The organism is Clostridium sp. JNZ J1-5, from assembly GCF_053901425.1.
Window position 1 is genome coordinate 2,340,274 of sequence record NZ_CM132773.1, and the last position, 19,739, is coordinate 2,360,012.

Consider the following 19,739-nt stretch of genomic DNA (forward strand, 5'->3'; position numbering starts at 1 on the left):
TGACTGTGAACAGGATAAGTATTTAATCTGTATGCTTCTAGAGAGTGGGGATTGCTGGAAACCCATAGCTAAGGTTTAAAGAAAATCACCTGGGAGTCGAGAACTGAAAAAGTCTTTGGCTAAGTAAGTTTATCCGTTATTTCGCGTTAAGAAATAGAGTATGTTAGTACTTGAAGTTTTTCACATGGGTGGTTTATGCAGCTGCGTCCTTATGGACGGAGCTTTTTTATTTAATGGTAGTTGCATTCTAAAGTTAGGGTATAAAATAAATAAGATTCTTAGCTTCACAGAGCAGTGAAAGAGAGGAGATAAAGAAATGTACAATAAGGTTGAAACTTCTACAAACTTTGTAGACATGGAAAGAAAAATAGCAAATCTTTGGAAAGAAAAAGATGTAATTCAAAAGAGCTTTGATAGAAATGAAGAGGGTGAATATTTCACTTTTTATGATGGCCCTCCAACAGCTAATGGTAAGCCACACGTAGGTCACATTATTACTAGAGTTATGAAGGATTTAATTCCAAGATATAAAGTTATGAAGGGATATAAAGTTCTAAGAAAAGCAGGTTGGGATACTCATGGCCTTCCAGTTGAACTTGAAATCGAAAAGAAACTTGAAATATCAGGTAAACCTCAAATAGAAGAATACGGTGTAGAAAAGTTTGTTAAAGAATGTAAAGAAAGCGTATTTAAATATACAAGTCTTTGGAAAGACATGTCAGAAAAGTTAGGATTCTGGGTTGACATGGATAACCCATATGTAACTTATCACAATGATTATATAGAATCAGTATGGTGGGCATTAAGCCAAATGTGGAAAAAAGATCTTTTATACAAAGGCCACAGAATTACTCCATATTGCCCAAGATGTGGAACAGCATTATCTTCTCATGAAGTTGCTCAAGGATATAAAGACGTAAAAGAAGCAACTGCATTTGTTAAGTTTAAGGTTAAAGGAGAAGAAAATAGATATATACTTGCTTGGACAACAACTCCTTGGACATTACCAAGTAACGTAGCATTAACAATTAATAAAGCATATGATTATGTGGAAGTGCTAAACAACGGAGAATATTTAATTCTTGCTAAAGACCTTACTTCTAAAGTTTTAGAAGGAGAGTATGAAATAGTAAGAGAATTTAAAGGTGAAGAATTACTTGGAACAGAATACGAACAGTTATTTAAGTTTGAAGTTCCACAAGAAAAAGCTTTCTATATAGTTCATGGGGACTATGTAACTTTAACTGATGGTACAGGAATTGTACACACAGCACCAGCATATGGTGAAGATGACAGCCAAACTGGAAAGAAATACGGCTTACCACTTATCAACTTAGTTGACTCTGAAGGTAAATTTGTAGATTCTGTTGAACCATGGAAAGGATTATTTGTTAAGAAAGCTGATCCTAAGATACTTGAATATATGAAAGAAAATGGAATGCTTTATAAATCAGAGAAGTTTACTCACTCATATCCACACTGCTGGAGATGTAATACACCACTTCTTTACTATCCAAAAGATAGCTGGTTTGTAAGAATGACATCACTTAGAGATAAACTTGTTGAAAACAACAATAAGATAAACTGGTATCCAGATAACATAAGAACAGGAAGATTTGGTAAGTTTGTTGAAAATGTTATTGACTGGGGTATCTCAAGAGATAGATACTGGGGAACACCTCTTCCAATTTGGGAATGCGAATGTGGTCACAGAGAGTGTATAGGAAGTGTAGCTGAGCTTAAGGAAAAAGGAATAAATGTTCCAGAAAACATAGAACTACACAAACCATATATAGATGCAGTTAAACTTGCTTGTCCACACTGTGGAAAAGAAATGACTAGAACTAATGAAGTTATTGACTGTTGGTTTGACTCAGGTTCTATGCCATTCGCTCAACATCATTATCCATTTGAAAATAAAGAAGTGTTTGAAAAGACTTTCCCAGCACAATTTATATCAGAAGCAGTAGACCAGACAAGAGGATGGTTCTATACATTACTTGCAATATCTACAGCATTATTTGATACAAATTCTTATGAAAATTGTATAGTTTTAGGACACGTTTTAGATAAGCATGGACTTAAAATGTCAAAATCAAAGGGAAATGTAGTAGATCCATTTGATGTGCTAGAGAATGAAGGAGCAGATGCTACAAGATGGCATTTCTACACAGCTAGTGCACCATGGCTTCCAACAAGATTCTCAGAAGAGGATGTAAAGGAAACACAAAGAAAGTTCCTAAGCACATTATGGAATGTATATTCTTTCTATGTTTTATATGCTGAAATAGACCAATTTAATCCACTAGAATATAAAGACTTTGTATCAGAAAATGTTATGGATAAGTGGGTAATATCTAAGCTTAATACATTAGTTAAAAATGTAGAAGAACACATAGATAACTATAGAATTACTCAAGCAGCACTAGAGCTTGAAGATTTTGTTGATGAACTTTCAAACTGGTATGTAAGACGTAACAGATCAAGATTCTGGACTACAGAACTTACTGAAGACAAGATAGGAGCTTACACAACTCTTTATAAAGTACTTACAACTGTAGTTAAAGTTGCAGCGCCATTTGTACCATTTATGGCAGAAGAAATTTATCAAAACCTAGTTGTTAGCCTAGATAAAGATGCTATTGAAAGTATTCACCTATGCACATGGCCAGAATATAATTTAAGCCTTGTAGATAGTGAACTTGAAAGACAAATGGATTTAGCATATAAAATTGTTAAGCTTGGACGTAGCGCTAGAAATGGAGCAAACATTAAAAATAGACAGCCGCTTTTAGAAATGCTTGTAAGCACAAAATCTCTTCCAGAATATTATGGGGACATAATTAAAGAAGAACTTAACATTAAAAATATTGAGTTTGGCGCAGATCTTTCAAAATACGTTGACTTTGAGATAAAACCAAACCTTCCAGTACTAGGAAAAGCTTATGGAAGATACATTCCTGCAATAAGGAAAGCTATAAGCTCAATGAACCAAATGGAACTTGCTCAATCTATAAATAATGGTAAATCCGTATTTATAGATGTAGAAGGATTAGAAGATCAAATAGAGCTTACTTCTGAAAATCTCCTTGTAACAATGCAAGGACTTGAAGGATTTGCTTTTGCTGGAGAAGGAGAAGTAGGAGTAACACTTGAGACTACAATTACACAAGAGCTTAAAGAAGAAGGATACGTTCGTGAAATCTTAAGTAAAGTTCAAAACTTAAGAAAAGAAAGCGGATTTGAAGTTGCGGATAAGATAAGACTTTATGTAGCTGACAATGAAATGTTAGAAGCTGTAATAAAGAAATTTGAAGATCATATAAAGAAAGAGACTCTAACAGTTTCAATAGCATACAATGAAGAGAAGACATATGGAGAATTTAAGATTAATGGAGAAGATCTTAAGATAGCTGTTGAAAAAGAAAGTTAATAAAGCACTATAATGATAGAAGCACTAATTTCTTAAAAAGAGGTTAGTGCTTCTAAAATAATCAATGTTTTGATATATAATGGAGGTATTGGTATGAAAAACAAGATAAGAGTGGGAATAGTAGGATATGGAAATCTTGGTAAAGGTGTAGAGTTAGCATTATCTCAAAATCCTGATTTTACATTAGAAGCTATATTTACTAGAAGAGACCCTAGTAAGCTGAATAAAGGTAATAAAATGGTACATATTTCAGAAATAGAAGATTATAAGGATAAAATTGATGTAATGCTATTATGCGGAGGATCTGCCTTAGACCTCCCAGAACAGTGCCCTGAAATAGCAGCTAATTTTAATACAGTTGATAGTTTTGATACGCATGCTAAAATACCTGAATACTTTAAAACAGTAGATGAAGTAGCCAAAAATGCCGGTACATTAAGTCTCATATCTGTAGGCTGGGATCCAGGTTTATTCTCTCTGAACCGTATATTATCTGAAGCTGTACTTCCTAAGGGAAAGGATTATACTTTCTGGGGTAAGGGAGTAAGCCAGGGGCACTCAGATGCTATAAGAAGAATAGATGGTGTTAAAAATGGAATACAGTATACTGTACCTATAGAGAAAGCTATGGAAAGAGTACGTACTGGAGAAAATCCTGAATTAGCTGTTAGTGAAAAGCACAATCGAGTTTGCTATGTAGTACCGGAAGAAGGCGCAAATATTAAGAAAATAGAAGAAGACATAAAAAATATGCCAAACTATTTTGCTGATTATGATACCGAAGTATATTTTATTACAGAAGAAGAACTTGCAAAGCAACACTCAGGAATGCCTCATGGAGGATTTGTTATAAGAACTGGAGTTACTGCTGGAGGTAAAAATCAAAGAATAGAGTTTAGCCTTCAATTAGGAGATAATCCACAGTTTACTGCTAGTGTTATAGTAGCATATGCAAGAGCTGTGTATAGACTTTCAAAGGAAGGTCAGAGAGGGGCACGTACTATATTTGACATTCCTCTTGCATACATATCACCTAAGTCAGCAGAGGAGCTAAGAAAAGAATTATTGTAATAGAAAATGGTAGATATTCTTTAGGGTAGGTAAATCCGATAGAATAAGTTAAAGGCTATTTTAAAGATTGTTGAGTTCATTATATGGAAACTCCTTGTGGTTTCTCCAAGGAGTAAGCGATTCACACCAAATCATAGATTTGGTGTGAATCGCTTATAAGAAATTATTTTCCATATTATAGGTTATCGACAATCTCTTAAAATAGCCTTAGTTTTTAATTCTATTTAGTAAGCTCATCCCAATTTTCTAAAAGTTCATTTAGTTCCATTAAAACACTTGATTTATCCTGTGCCGTGCTTCCACCTTTTAATCTAGCTATATTTACACCAATTCTATATATTTCATCTCTTTCAACACTGAATTGTATTCTGGGAACTACTTTTTTCCAGGCTTTATCTATATGAGTTATATCTTCTTTGACCTTGCTCCAATCTTCAGCTTTAGTATGATTCATAGCCATTTGTACAAATCCTAATACATCTTCAGATGGATTTCGTGGCTTTTTCAAGTATTTTCCACTAAACATAACAACAATAAAAATTGCTATGGCAGTTATAGGAATCAAATAAGGGAAAAATTTTTTCATAAGTTTTACATCCTTTCATATCACTAAGATATTAACTACTGCATATGATCTTTGTAAAGATCTATATAAACAGTGTCAGGTGGAGTAAAAGTAGCCACAAAAACTTCAGATGGATCCTTAACGTTGTGAGCTTTTAATTGAGTATATAGCCAATTAATATCTTTATTTATGTTTTTTAAGTTTTCATCAATAATTATTCCGTCGTAAATTATCTCTGAACTTAATGCTACAGGGGCCGGGGTTAGATTTAAATCATTGGGAGTTGCAGGCTGAAATTGAGCCTTCTTAAGCACAGATAGCTTTCCGTTTTTCTCCATTATGGCAAATGCCACCTGGGTTAAATCAAATACTCCTTTATCTCTTAATTGTTCAAGGAGATCCCCTAATCTGTATCTTGATTTTTTCATAGCTCCTTCTAAAATCTTTCCATCCATTATTACTACTGCAGGAACGTCATCTAAATAATCAGAAGCTGTTTTAGATTTCATGGTTATAAATTGTAGTAATAGTGATAGTAGTGTCCAAGCCAATAAGCCAACCCAGTGTGGCCAAGCTCTACTGGTCAAATCAGTAGTTAGGGTAGAGGCAGTAGAGCCTATGGTAATTCCTAATATGTAATCAAAAAAAGTAAGCTGACTAATCTGTTGTTTGCCTAGCAAACGGGCAAATATTAATAAGCTAAAGAAAGATATTATGCTCCTAACTAAAACTATTAGTGCTTCATTCATGCAATTCACCTCAATTTAAGTGACAAATTTTAGAATTATTTTCGATATTATAGGTCATCAATAACCTTTAAAACATAACTTAATTTTAGTATGTTAAAAATAAAGTTTTTAATTCTAAATATTAAGGAAAATTAGGAAAGTATCTAAAATGCTCTATATATTATTTTAAATTTTGTAAAAATATAATGTTAAATTAATGTAAATATTTACATTGGCTTAAACACGGGTTGTATTTATAATAATTTATGTTGTATAATAAATAAAAAATAACATAAATAGGGGCTGGTAATATGGCAACTTCAATAAAAGATGTGGCTAGAGAAGCAAACGTATCCATTGCTACAGTTTCGAGAGTTTTGAACAATGTAGATGTGGTAAATGAAGAGACGAAAAAAAAGGTGCTAGAAGCAATAGAAAAATTAGATTACAGACCTAATATAGTTGCTAGAAGTTTGAAAACTCAAAAGACAAAAACAATAGGAATAATAATCCCTGATATTTCAAATCCAATTTATCCAGAGATAGTTAGAGGGGCAGAGGATGTTGCTAATATTTATCAATATAATATAATACTATGTAATACAGACTTAGACCCAGATAAGGAATTGGAGTATTTAAGGGTTCTTGGAGAAAAAATGGTTGATGGAGTTATATATATAAGTAACTCTCTTGAAAAAACCATACTTAAAACTATAAAGGATAGTAATATCCATATAGTCTTAATTGAAACAAACGGAAGAGAAACTGATTTCCCAAGTGTTGTAATAGATAATAAGCAGGCAGCAATAGATGTAGTGGAATACTTGGTTAAGAAAGGTAACAAAAGAATAGCATATATAGGAACTGACAAACAGTCTATAAATGCTAGTGCAATAAGATATAGAGGTTATAAAGCTGGACTTGAGAAGAAGGAAATACCTTATGATGAAGACATTGCTTACTTCTGCAAATACTCTCTAAAAGCAGAGGATGGATATGAAGCAATGGAATCCATTTTGTCAAAAACAAAGGATATCGATTCTGTATTCTGTGTTAATGATGAGGTTGCTATGGGAGCAATAAATGCATTGAGAGATAATGGATTCAAAGTTCCAGAGGATATAGATGTAGTAGGATTTAATGACACTCATGGTGCGGAATTTTTCTATCCAAGACTTACTACAATAGCACAACCACTATATGATATGGGATCTGTAGCAACAAGAATGCTTATTAAGAAAATTAATAATGAACCTCTTGATAAAAAAGTATTTGTATTGCCTTATGAATTTATTGAAAGAGATTCATGTAAGTAAATTTAAAAAAACTAGTGTGAAATGTATGTCGAAATGGCATACATTTTTTTTATACCACCTTTTGGAATTTTATGGTATAATTAAATAAAAAATAAGGTAAATTTTGTAATAAATAAAATGAAATGTAAAATAAAGTATCATAGGGGGGATACCTATGGATAATAAGGACAAGCTATTAAAGGTTGTTTCTTATCTAAAAAGTGTAAAAAAACTAAATAGAAAAACTTCCATAAACATTTCCCAATATGACAATATATTTTGGCAGCAAACATTAGTGAAGGGTGGAGGCATTGTAAAAAGAAGTAGCACTAATGGAAGTTGGATGGAAATTGGTAAAAACACTAGTATTTACGATGATTTTTTTAAATTATACTTAAAACTTCAAAAAGAATGTTGTCAATTAGAGATTGTATATGGTTATGGTTTTTTGATTTGGAGAGCAGAGAGTAAAGAAGTAGCCCATCCATTGCTTACTGTAAAAGCTGAACTGATTTTTGACACTAAGGATTCAAAATTTATTTTAAAGCCTATTAACAATAAAATTAATCTAGAGATAGATATATTAGAAGAATTAAATATATCTAACTTACAAGAAATAATTAAATTAAAAAGTTTAATAGATGAAGAAAATGCTACACCAGAAAATTTTGAATCTATAGAGGAAATACTAAAGATTATTCTAACTTATTTAAATCCAAGCAGCTTACATAATAAGATAGAAAAGCAGTGGATTGGAATAGAAAATATAACTATAGGAAGAGAGCCAATAGTTTATAGCGAACCACTTATAATTGTTCGTAAATCAAATAATAGAGCTTGGAAAAAAGAGATTGAAGAAATGCTAAGCCAAATAGCTAATAATGAAAATATTCCGGATACCATAAAGGCTCTAGTAGATGAAAACTTTCAAAGTGATAATGAGATTGAGGAAGAGTACTGGAAAGTGATAGGGAAAGATTTATTATTTCCTTTGCCATACAATAAGGAACAAGGTGAAATAGTAAAGAAGCTTTCAGAAGACTACGGTGTGGTGGTAGAAGGGCCCCCAGGAACCGGCAAGAGTCATACTATAGCTAATTTAATTTGCCATCTTTTGGCTCATGGAAAAAGGGTATTAATAACAAGTCAAATTGATAATCCATTAAAATTACTAATTAATAAGGTACCAGAGGAAATAAGACCACTATGTATGAATATAGCAGGCAATGATTTAAAGAATTTAAAAGAGTTTGATTACTCTATAAACAAAATAATTGAGAATCTTGAACTTAATTCAAAACTATTAAGTATGGAAGCACAGGAATTAGAAAATCAATTAAGTTTATGTAGAAATAGACAGAGGTTTTTGTATAGTAAATTAAGAGAAGCAGAAAAAGTTGAAAATGGCAGTATAAATTATTGCGGCAAAAAGTATAAACTATTAGGAATAGCAAAATGGTTAAAGGATAATGAAAGTAAATACTCTTGGATAGAAGATAAGGTGGATATAGGCAAGAAAGCACCTATAACAGATGCTAAATTTTCAAGATTAATATATTTTATGAGTAATACAAGCAAAGAGGAAATAGAAATATTCAACAATACAAGAGGACTACTTTATAATATACCATCTTATGAAGAACTTTCATCTAAAATTAAAAGATTTAATGAAATTAGAAAAAATTATAGCCAATATAGCAAAGACGTAAAAGATTGGTGTATATCTTATAATTCTGAATATGAATATGAACAGATAATGAAGCTTTTAGAAAATGGAGAGAAAATGCTAGAAGAAATAGAAGGAACATGGCTTCAGAAAGTTTTAGATTGTTCTCAAAAAGGAGAAACTCTTAAACTTGTGCTTCAACAGGTAATTTTAAAATGTAATTACTATATAAAGAGAATAGGAAGTATAAGGAGAGAAATAAGCGGTCATAAAATAGAAATTCCACAAGATATAGATGTTTTTGTTTTAGAGGATAGGTTTAATACAATATATAAGCAATATGATCAAAAGGGTAAAATAAATAAGCTTTTTAAAATCTTCCATAGTGAATGTCAGAGTACTTTAGAAAGATGTTTTATAGATTCTAAGCCTTTAGAAAGCAGGGATCAAGTTAGAATAGTGAAGCTTTATATTGAACAATGTTCTACAGAAAAGAATCTAAAAAATATATGGAATAACACTATGAAGGAATATGGTGCCGCTGAAATAGACCATCTAAATGTGGAAACATTAGTTAACCTAGAAGAGGCTATAAACAAGATAGACATTATAATTAATTGGGACATAAAAGTTAAGAATAAAATAATTAATTCTATGAATGGAATTACCTTTCTAAATAATATTGATTGGTATAAAAAAGATACCTATGATTATTTAAGAAAAGGCATATTAAGTATTAAATATATACTTGAATACGAAAGGATAAAAGCTTATATAGTAAGCATGGATAAACTTACTTCAAACATTAATGGCTTTGAAGATGTATCAAGAGCTATACAAAGGTTAGACATATTATCACTAAAAAGTGCTTATCGAAAAATAGATAAGCTTAAAGAGATGGGACCTAATATAATAGAATTACAATTGCTACTGCAACAAATTTATGAAGATTGTCCTAAATTAGTTAGAAGAATACTTAACGATGAAGATAAGCTTAACATGTTAACTAAATATAAAAACTTTAGCATAGCTTGGACTTGGAGACAATTTGATAGCATATTAGAAGAAGCTAATAGATATAAGATAGAGGATATAGAAAAGGAATTAGAAGCAGAAAAAGATGTAGAAAGTAATTTAATTAGAAAAATTATATATAAAAAATCATGGCATAATCAAATAACTAAAATTGAAGAACGAGAAAAAAGGAGCTTATATGCTTGGTCTGACTCTGTAAAAAGAGTAGGGAAAGGTAAAGGAAGAAATTCATTAAACTATTTAAAGCTTGCTCAAAAAGAGATGGACAGATTAAAAGAGGTGATTCCTGTTTGGATAATGCCTATAAATAAGGTAATTGAAACCTTTAGCTTAACACCTGGGTTATTTGATGTAGTAATAATTGACGAGAGTAGTCAATGTGATATTTTTGCTATTTCAGCTTTATTTAGAGCTAAAAGAGCCATAATAGTAGGGGATGATAAGCAGATAAGTCCTGGAGTTATTGGGATAGATATGGACAAGATCCAAGACCTTATTGATAAACATCTAAAGGAAATACCTCATTACGAATGGTTTGATATGAGAACTAGCATATACAATACAGCTCTTAGAGTATTCCCAAATAGAATAATGCTAAAAGAGCATTTCAGATGTGTACCTGAGATAATTGAATTTAGCAATAGAACATGTTATTCAAATCAAATTATACCTTTAAGGAGATTTAATAGTGGTGAACAATTAGGTTCTCCAATAAGAGCAATTAAAGTAGAAGGAGAACGAAATAGCCTAAAGCCTATTAATATTAAAGAAGCAGAGGCATTAGTTAATAAAATAGCAGAATGCTGCAGGGATTATAGATACAATGGAATGAGCATGGGTGTAATATCTCTTCTTGGAGATGCACAATGCGAAGTAATAGAGAATCTGTTAAAGGAAAGAATAGGAGAAAAAGAAATGATTGCTAGGAATCTTGTTTGTGGAAATGCTTATTCTTTTCAAGGGGATGAGAGAGATATAATATTCTTGTCTATGGTAATAGCTAATAACGTGAAGTTTACAGCCTTAACAAAGGATTCAGATTTAAGAAGATTCAATGTTGCTAGCAGTAGAGCAAGAAACCAAATGTGGTTATTCCATTCTGTAGATTTAAGAGATTTAAATGAAAATTGTGTACGAGCTAAGCTGTTGAGTTATTGCTTAGATCTTAGCTCGGTAGCCAATAAAAATATTGACCTAAAAAATATATTTGAATCCCAATTTCAAAAAGATATTTATAAAATGTTTAGAGAAAATGGATATGAAATAAAACCTCAAGTTTTAGTAGGAAAGTATAAGATTGACTTTGTGTTAGAAGGGTTTAATAGAAAAATTGCCATTGAGTGTGATGGTGAAAAACAATCTATAGAAAGTTGGGAAGAGGAATACGAAAAGAAGATTTGCCTTGAAAGAGTTGGTTGGAAATTTTTTAAGATAAAAGGAAGTGAATTTTATAGAAATCCTGATGATACAATGAAAAAGCTTTTACAAAAAATTGATAAAGTACAAAGGAAGCAAGGAATTGCTTAAAATATTTTCATAAATGGAGGCTAAAAAATGATCTGCTATACAATTGGACATTCTACAAGAAAATTAGAAGAATTTATTAATACTATTAAGTTATATGGAATAGATTGCGTAATGGATGTTAGAAGTGAACCTTATTTTTCAAATGAATATTATAATGAATACAATAAAGAGCAGTTAGAGAGAAGTATAAAGCAATCAGGTATAAACTATATATACATGGGTCGTGAACTAGGAGAAATGAGAAAAGAAGAGGAAGCTTTTGATAAAGAAGGTAATATTGATTTTGATAAAATTATGGAATGTGCTTCTTTTAAAAAAGGAATACATAAGATTGTAGAGGGAATAAAAAGAGGACACAAGATAGCACTTATGTGTTCTGAAAAAAACCCATATAACTGCCATAGAAGCATTTTAATTGGGTACGTATTAGAGCATAATGGAGTTACAGTAGAACATATAATTGATGAAGATAGCTTTAAGACTCAAAAGAGAATAGAAGAAGAGATTTTTGTAACTTATGAACCAATATTAAAAAGTAAGTTTTTACAGTTAACAATTCAGGATATATTAGATAATGATGATTATGACAACATAAGTGAAAAGGATATAAAGTTAAAGGTAATAGAAGAAGGATATAGAAGAAAGTTTAAAGAGCTTGCGAGTTAAAACTCCAAGCTTTTTTAGGTTTATGTATATGTTTGGGACAGGCATACTAAGGAATTTGGGTAATATACGGGGAATAGGTATGGTGTTTTACAGAATGAATATAAGGGAAATATATTTAACCATGAAGATTGTATACAATATAAAGAATGTGTAAGGGTATGTCTTAAGGGGGCTATTAAGTAACAAAGGAATTGTATTTTAGGAAATGTATTCATACTGTACCATATATTACTCCTTGAAGCTTGCCGTTTAGGTGTTATACACTTATATTAACAAAATATTAACAACTAAGGCAAAGGAGGAAATATGGTGAACAGTTACAAAAGACTAATATCCAGGCTTTTAGTGGCTTTCTTTATTGTTGCAGCACTTCCAACACAAGCATTTGCAGAGACACTAAATGGTAAACAAGCCTATGTAGAGCCTGAATTTAAGGAAACAGAAGTTGAAACTAAAAGTCCCCCTAATATAGTTAAAGAGGTGGAAGAAAAAAGGGAAGAAAACATAAAACACTTTTTACTTGAAGACAATACATATGAAGCAGTAATATACAAAGATCCAGTTCACTACAAGGAAAACGGTAAGTGGCAGGATATAGACAACACTTTAGTGGAAGCTAAAGATGATCAAGGTAACAGTATATTAGAAAACAAGAAAAATGATTTTAAAGTTAAAATAGCTAAAAAGTCAAACTCAGAGAAGTTGATAAGCATAAACAAAGATAAATATGAAATCTCTTGGAAAGTAAGCAAAGTCAAGAAAAATTATGAACCAACAAATACTTCTGGAACTAGTGAGAAAACAGTGGAGAAAGAAAAAGCTGAAGGTACAGAAACTACTAATACAGAAAAATCTGTTACTAATATAGAAGAATCTACTACTGAAGCTTCAAGTAATGAAAATAGCATTGCAGCTTCCAATAATGAAAAGGAAGAAGAACAAGCAGCAAAAAGTAATAGTACAGATGAAGAGTGTCCTATTGCAGAAGTTGAAGGTAAGGTAGTACCTTCAACTATAGAAGAGAATAATTCATTACTAGGTCTAGCTAAAAGTCAGAACAATGACGAAGATAAAAAGATTTTAAAAAATATAAATTCGAAAATTAAGTACGAAAACATAGAGAATAAAGTAAACTTAGAGTACAATGTTACATCAAAAAAAGTTAAAGAAGCTATAGTTTTAAATGAGAAAATAGACAATCCAAATTTCCAATTTACCTTAAAGGCTAAAAACTTAATTGCAAAATTAAATAAAGATAAAAGTATAGGTTTTTATGACAACGCAGAAAACTCAAAACTTATATATACTATGGAAGCTCCGTTTATGTATGACGGTAAAGGGGAAATAAGCAAAGACATAGAAGTAACTTTAGAAGAAAAGGGAAATAACTACGTATTAAACATACTGCCAAATAAAGAATGGCTGGATAGTTCAGATAGAACTTACCCTATAGTTATTGACCCAACAGTAGAAACTTCTCAAGATATTAATGATATACATGATAGCTATGTAGCAGAGGGAGTACCAAATTCAAATTATGGAGGAGTAGAATTTTTACAGGTTGGTAAGGGGAGCGTTACTGGTATTAATAGATCTTATATATACTTTGACTTACCCAATATAAGTTCATCAAATATAATCACAAAGGCTTATCTATATTTGTGGTTAAACCAATCAAATTCTACACCAAATCAAATAGATGTTCATAAAGTCAACTCAGAGTGGAGTTCAAGTTCAATAACATGGAACAATAAGCCAGGATTTAACAGTAAGATAGAAGAGTACGCTATTGTAAGTGGAGATGCTGGTGGATACCCATTTCAATGGGATATCACATCTATTGCTAAAGAGTGGACTTCCACAGGAAATAATTATGGATTGATGCTTAAAAATCATAATGAAGATAGTGGATACAATCAGTTTATATCTTCAGACTCGGAAAGTGGGATTGCAAATGGAAGACCAACAGCCACTATATATTATACTGACAGTACAGGGATTGAAAACTATTGGACATACCATTCTCAAGATGTAGGAAGAGCCGGCACAGGCTATGTTAACGATTACAATGGTAATCTTGTTCTTGTTCATAATGATTTATCAATGAATGGAAATAGAATGCCTATTTCAATAAACCATATATTTAATAGCAATGAAAAAAATAATAGTATAGGCTATGGACTAGGTTGGAGACTAAATTTAAGTCAGAAGATAAATCCTATAATGGATAAAGGGGTTCAGAACTATATTTACACAGATGAAGATGGAACAAAACATTATTTAGAATATAATTCAACTGAAAAAGTTTATAAAGATGAAACTGGCATTGATATTACAATGACTATAAACTCAACTAGTACAACTGAAAAGTATGTAATAAAGGATAAAAAAAGCAATCAACTTATTTTTACGGATGGAGGATACCTTTATAAGATTAAAGATAATAATTCTAATACTATAACCCTTAATTATGATGGAACAGCTTTAAAGTATATAACAGATGGAGCAGGTAGACTTACTACATTAGATATTAATGCAAGTGGTTATCTTTTAGGTATAATTGATCCAAGTAATAGAAGGACAAACTTTTACTATGATGGAATAAAGCTTACAAGGATAACTTACCCAGATGGAAAATACAGCACATATACATATGATTCTAATAATAACTTAACATACGCTACAAACTATGATGGTTACAAGATTCAGTATGTATATTATACGTCAGCACCATATCGCGTAAATCAAATAATTGAAACAAATGCAGATGGTTCACCTGGGCAGGGACTCAATGTAAAGTATAGCTATAATAGCACTACCTATAATGATTTTAGAGGGAAGAAAAACATATATCAGTTTAATGATTATGGTAATACTGTAAGTATAAGAGATGATGATGGAAATGCCCTTTATTATAAATACAATGCTAAGAATTCTATTGGTGAAGAGCTACCTAATAAATTATCCTTAGAATCTAAACTTCAAAAGTCTATAATGAATTACTTAAAAAATCATAATGCAGAAATAGAAGCTAATTGGACAGCAGTTAATGATGGAAACACTAATGGTTCATCAACATATGATACTACCATTAAATACTTAGGAAGTAAGTCCTTAAAAACAGTAAAGAATGACAATATAAAAAGGCGTTTTCACAAACAGCAGGTAACTTTAACTAAAGGAAATACCTATACTCTATCAGCCTATATAAAAACAGATAATGTATCTAATGATAACAAAAAGGGTGCAGCAGCTTTTATAAGCTATCAAGATGAAAATGGAAATACTCAAACAGTATATTCTGATTACGTTTCAGGGACTAATGATTGGGAAAGACAAGAAGTGACTTTTACCCTTCCAGCTAACGCAGCATCAGATACTATTGAAGCAAATTTAGGTATTGTAGAGGAAAGTGGTACAGCATATTTTGATGCTATTCAGTTAGAAGATGGATCAATAGCTAACCGCTATAATATATTAGAAAACCCAAACTTTATTTATGGATCAGATACTCCAGAATTTTGGAGTAAGAATCCTTATACGGATACACAAGACACTTTAGTTACTTCATACGATCCATTATATCCTACAAAACTAGATAGTAAGAAAAAGGTATTTAAAATTAATGGAAGTGCATTAAAACGTAAGAGCATATATCAAAAGATAAATTTATCAGGTAATGCTGGAGATGTATTTGTTGTATCTGGATGGGCTAAAGCAGAATCGGTTCCAATTTCAGCTAATAGACAAGTTGCTCTTGATGTAGGAATAGAAAAAGTTGATGGAACTTATGAATGGAAAGAGGTTCCTTTTAATCAGGATTCTACAGAATGGCAGTACATATCAGCAAAAATAAAAGCAGGTGCAGATTATAAAAGTATGACCTTTTATGCCCTTTATTATGGCAATGAAAATACAGCATACTTTGATGGTCTTCAGCTCTATAAGGAGGAATTTGGAGAGAGCTATCAATATGACGATAAGGGAAATTTAATATCAACTCAGGATTTAGCAAATAAAAAATCCCAGTTTGAGTACTCTGATAACAATGATATTAACAAGATGGTAAATATAAATGGGGGCTCCTTCACATACAAGTATGATACAAAACATAATTTAACAGAAGCAACCTCAGCTGAAAATGTAAAGTATACTTTTAGCTATGATCAATACGGAAACCCTAAGACTTCTAAAATAGGAGATACAAATGGACTAACTATACCATCTAACGCAGAATATACAGCAGATGGAAACTACCTAAAGTCAGTAGAAGACTCCTCTGGAAACAAGGTAACTTATAATTATGATACAACTAAAGGAAACTTAGATGGAGTTACAGATGCAAAGGGAAATTCTATATTTTATTCCTATGACTCCATGGATAGGCTAAAACAAGTACAAGCTATATCCTCAGAGGGAAAACTTGAAGTATTTCCTCTTGAAGGAAGCACCACAGGAACAAAGGGTACAAGACCATCTATAAATAATGCAATATTTGCAGAGGATGAAAATGGAAATCAAGTACTAAAAGCAGTAGATAATAATAAGTCTGTATACTCTCTAGGATTAGGATTAAATTCAGGAACCATGGCAGCCTGGATAAAACCAGGTACTAGTGCAACTACAAGATATGTACTTGATTCTCAGTTAAGCAGCAATGCTTCTATGCTAAGCCTTTATTTAGATACAAGCAATAAATTAAACTTAGCAGTAAGAAATACTGATGGAACCTGGAGGACAATTATAACCTCTACAGATACTGCTACAAACAGTGCATGGAACTATGCAGCCTTTAACTGGAGCAAAAATGCTAATAATATACTGACATTTAACTTATATTTAAATGACAAAGTATACACAGTAACTAACATAGACATAGCAACTATAAAAGATTTTACAGGAGCTACAACTTCCCTAGGCATGCACAACTCAGGACTCTACTCAATAAACGGGTTAATGGATCAGTTTATATACTCTAAGGAAGCTTTAGCTAAAGCAGATATAGATGTTATTCGTAGTGCTGGAAGAGGAAACTATCTTGGGTTAAATACCATAAAAAATAGTTACACCTATGAAAATGATAAAATAAAGACAGTAAGTCACAATGGATTTAGCTATACTTTTAACTATGACGGAGCAGATAACAATACTGAAGTTAATGTAGGAAATCAGAATTTAATCACTAATGTATTTCAAGATAGAACAAAACTACTTTTAAGCTCTACCTACGGTAATGGACACAAAGTGTCTTATAAATACGATAGTGAGGATAGAATAAGTTCTAAACTAATTAACGGAGAAGAAAAATTTAAATATTCTTATGATGCCAGTGGCAACTTAGGAATCCTTGAAGACTTGATAAACGGAGTAAGCTATAGATACATCTACGATGTTTCAGACAGGCTTACAAAAATAAAAGAGTCTAATGGAAACATAATCAACTATAGCTATGACAAGGGAAATAATTTAAGTACTTTCCAAGAAAAAGTAAATGGAATAGGATATATGACTTCCTATGACTATGACAAAGATAACAGACCTACAAATATTTACTACAATAATCCATTGAACAATAATGGAAATATGGAGTATTTCCCACTAAACAACAGCACCATAGGTTCAAAAGGAACAAAGCCATATAGTGAGACAGGGTCTAGCTTTACAAAAGATCTAGTAGTAGCTGCAGAACAAAAGGGAAAAAATGTTTTAACAACATCTGAAAGCACTAAAATCCTATATGATTTAGGGATAAAAAAAGACCAAGGAACCTTAGGAGTATGGTTTAACACCAAAGGTGGTACAACAAATAGATATATACTAGCATCAGAAGGAAATGGAAGCGTACTAAGCCTTTACTTAGACAGTAACAACAAGCTTAACCTAGCTGTAAGAGACAGCGCCGGAGGCTGGGTAACTTTAATAACATCTACAGAAGCTGTAACAGCAAATACATGGAACTACGGAGCCTTCACTTGGAACGTATCTGGAACCACCTTAAATGCCAAACTATATATAAATGATAAAGTTTATTCAGGAAGCACTACAAGCTTTAAAGACTTCACAGGAGCAAAAACAGCAGTTGGAGGAACCCTCTTAGGAACTTACCAGCTAAATGGACAGCTAGAGGGACTAAGCAGTTACAATACAGCATTGTCTTCCGAAGAAATAAATAGTCTATACACAAATGGAAGAGGAAACTGGGTAAACTATAAATATGATAACTTAGGAAGACTAACTGATAAATCACTAAATACAGGATTAAGTGACTTTATAACAAAGTATACCTTTGAGGCTGGCAAACTTACAAACACTACTACCACAAAAGTAAGTGAAATAGACAATAATGGGAAAAAGATATCTTACAGCTATGATGCTAATGGTAATATTAAAACAATCACCGAAGGTGGTAAGGCAATAACTTATTACTATGATGAACTAAATCAGCTTACAAGAGAAGATAATGAAATATTAAATAAAACCATAACTTATTCCTATGATGCCGGAGGAAATATTCTAAATAAAGCAGAATATCCATACACAACAGGAGCTTTAGGAACACCGACTTCAGCAATATCCTACGGATATGGGGATTCCAACTGGAAGGATAAGCTTACAAGCTTTAATGGAAAGGAAATAACCTATGATACAATAGGCAATCCTTTAACCTATGACGGCTACACCTTTACCTGGGAACAAGGAAGACAACTAGCAGGCATAAAGGGAAATGGTAAAGATATAAGCTTTAAGTACAATGTTGATGGCATAAGAACTGAAAAGACAGTAAATGGAGTAACAACAAAATACCATCTTGTAGGAGATAAGGTAACCTTTGAGGATAATGGTACTGATAAGATTTACTATACCTATGATGATGAGAGTAATCTTGCAAGTATGAATCTAAATGGAACTGAATACTACTATGTAAGAAACGCTCAAAGTGATATTATTGGACTTTTTGACAAAACTGGAGCTCAGGTTGTAAGCTATACTTATGATTCATGGGGGAAGCTTATATCTATTGATGGAAGTCTTAAGGATAGTGTAGGAGTTAAGAATCCGTATAGATATAGAGGATATAGGTATGATACAGAGACTGGATTGTACTATCTACAAAGTAGGTATTATAACCAAGAGTGGGGTAGGTTCATTAATGCGGATGTAGTTATGGGTGAAGTTGGAAAGTTACTATCTCACAACATGCTTAGCTATTGTGATAATAATCCTATTAATAGAGAGGACCATGATGGGCATTCTTGGGGCTTTGTTGCATTTGTCATTAGTGCAATACCGATAGAGGCAATTATAGCTGTATCACTAGCAACATTAGGAGTAATAGTTTATTTAGGATACAAGGCATGTGATTTGTATTCAAGAAAACATGTGAATTACATTGATAGTGCGGATAAAATTACATCAAGTAGTAGTGGCAATATAAAAGGTACTAGTAGTAGTTTGAGATCCAAAACTAGAAAAACTGGGAATCCTACTGTGGATGTAAAAGGTAGAAAGAGATGGAAAAGAAAATCAATCCCAAAAGGATTGGAAGTTGGAGATAAAAAACTACCATCTCGGGACATGATAAAGAAACCAATAATCGATAATAACGGAAATAGAGTTGGTGAAATGCATATAGGGCAACCAGAATACAATTATAATCCTAATGGGACTAAAACTCCTACGGGTAAGATTTATCCAGACCATTACCACTTGAGTGGAGATCCAATGCATTATTTGCCATAGAGGGAGGAAAGAT

Annotated in this window: 8 protein-coding genes; 6 read left to right on the forward strand and 2 right to left on the reverse strand. The window is 31.9% G+C overall.

Features of this window, described 5'->3' with window-relative positions; genetic code table 11:
* The first annotated feature begins 316 nt into the window (after positions 1-316).
* Positions 317-3,433, forward strand: a complete 3,117-nt coding sequence (gene ileS / locus ACWW38_RS11385; RefSeq protein ID WP_456257671.1) for an isoleucine--tRNA ligase — start codon at positions 317-319, stop codon at positions 3,431-3,433.
* Between the two features lie 93 nt (positions 3,434-3,526).
* On the forward strand, positions 3,527-4,504 hold the full coding sequence (locus ACWW38_RS11390; RefSeq protein WP_456257672.1) for a diaminopimelate dehydrogenase: 978 nt from the start codon (positions 3,527-3,529) through the stop codon (positions 4,502-4,504).
* A 220-nt stretch (positions 4,505-4,724) separates the two neighbouring features.
* On the opposite strand, the gene ACWW38_RS11395 is transcribed toward ACWW38_RS11390, so the two are convergent.
* Positions 4,725-5,090 (reverse strand): DUF4363 family protein, encoded by a 366-nt coding sequence (locus ACWW38_RS11395; RefSeq protein WP_456257673.1) that lies wholly within the window; start codon positions 5,088-5,090, stop codon positions 4,725-4,727.
* 35 nt (positions 5,091-5,125) lie between these two features.
* A complete protein-coding gene (locus ACWW38_RS11400; protein ID WP_456257674.1) occupies positions 5,126-5,818 on the reverse strand; it encodes a DUF421 domain-containing protein in 693 nt (230 codons plus the stop codon).
* A 290-nt stretch (positions 5,819-6,108) separates the two neighbouring features.
* On the opposite strand from ACWW38_RS11400, the gene ACWW38_RS11405 reads away from it, so the two are divergent.
* From ACWW38_RS11405 to ACWW38_RS11420, 4 genes are all read left to right on the forward strand, one after another.
* Positions 6,109-7,113, forward strand: coding sequence for a LacI family DNA-binding transcriptional regulator (locus ACWW38_RS11405; RefSeq protein ID WP_456257675.1), 1,005 nt, complete (start codon positions 6,109-6,111; stop codon positions 7,111-7,113).
* 154 nt (positions 7,114-7,267) lie between these two features.
* Positions 7,268-11,320: an AAA domain-containing protein gene (locus ACWW38_RS11410; RefSeq protein ID WP_456257676.1), complete on the forward strand. Its 4,053-nt coding sequence runs from the start codon at positions 7,268-7,270 to the stop codon at positions 11,318-11,320.
* Positions 11,321-11,347: 27 nt separating this feature from the next.
* The gene (locus ACWW38_RS11415) at positions 11,348-11,986 is read left to right on the forward strand and encodes a DUF488 domain-containing protein (RefSeq protein WP_456257677.1); all 639 of its coding nucleotides are present in this window, start codon (positions 11,348-11,350) and stop codon (positions 11,984-11,986) included.
* A 309-nt stretch (positions 11,987-12,295) separates the two neighbouring features.
* A complete protein-coding gene (locus ACWW38_RS11420; RefSeq protein WP_456257678.1) occupies positions 12,296-19,726 on the forward strand; it encodes a DNRLRE domain-containing protein in 7,431 nt (2,476 codons plus the stop codon).
* Positions 19,727-19,739 lie beyond the last annotated feature (13 nt).

Excerpts from the sequence above, each read along its gene's own strand:
- ileS (WP_456257671.1), top strand. The coding sequence starts at position 317 with ATGTACAATAAGGTTGAAACTTCTACAAACTTTGTAGACATGGAAAGA.
- ACWW38_RS11405 (WP_456257675.1), top strand. The coding sequence starts at position 6,109 with ATGGCAACTTCAATAAAAGATGTGGCTAGAGAAGCAAACGTATCCATT.
- ACWW38_RS11410 (WP_456257676.1), top strand. The coding sequence starts at position 7,268 with ATGGATAATAAGGACAAGCTATTAAAGGTTGTTTCTTATCTAAAAAGT.
- ACWW38_RS11395 (WP_456257673.1), bottom strand. The coding sequence starts at position 5,090 with ATGAAAAAATTTTTCCCTTATTTGATTCCTATAACTGCCATAGCAATT.
- ACWW38_RS11415 (WP_456257677.1), top strand. The coding sequence starts at position 11,348 with ATGATCTGCTATACAATTGGACATTCTACAAGAAAATTAGAAGAATTT.
- ACWW38_RS11390 (WP_456257672.1), top strand. The coding sequence starts at position 3,527 with ATGAAAAACAAGATAAGAGTGGGAATAGTAGGATATGGAAATCTTGGT.
- ACWW38_RS11400 (WP_456257674.1), bottom strand. The coding sequence starts at position 5,818 with ATGAATGAAGCACTAATAGTTTTAGTTAGGAGCATAATATCTTTCTTT.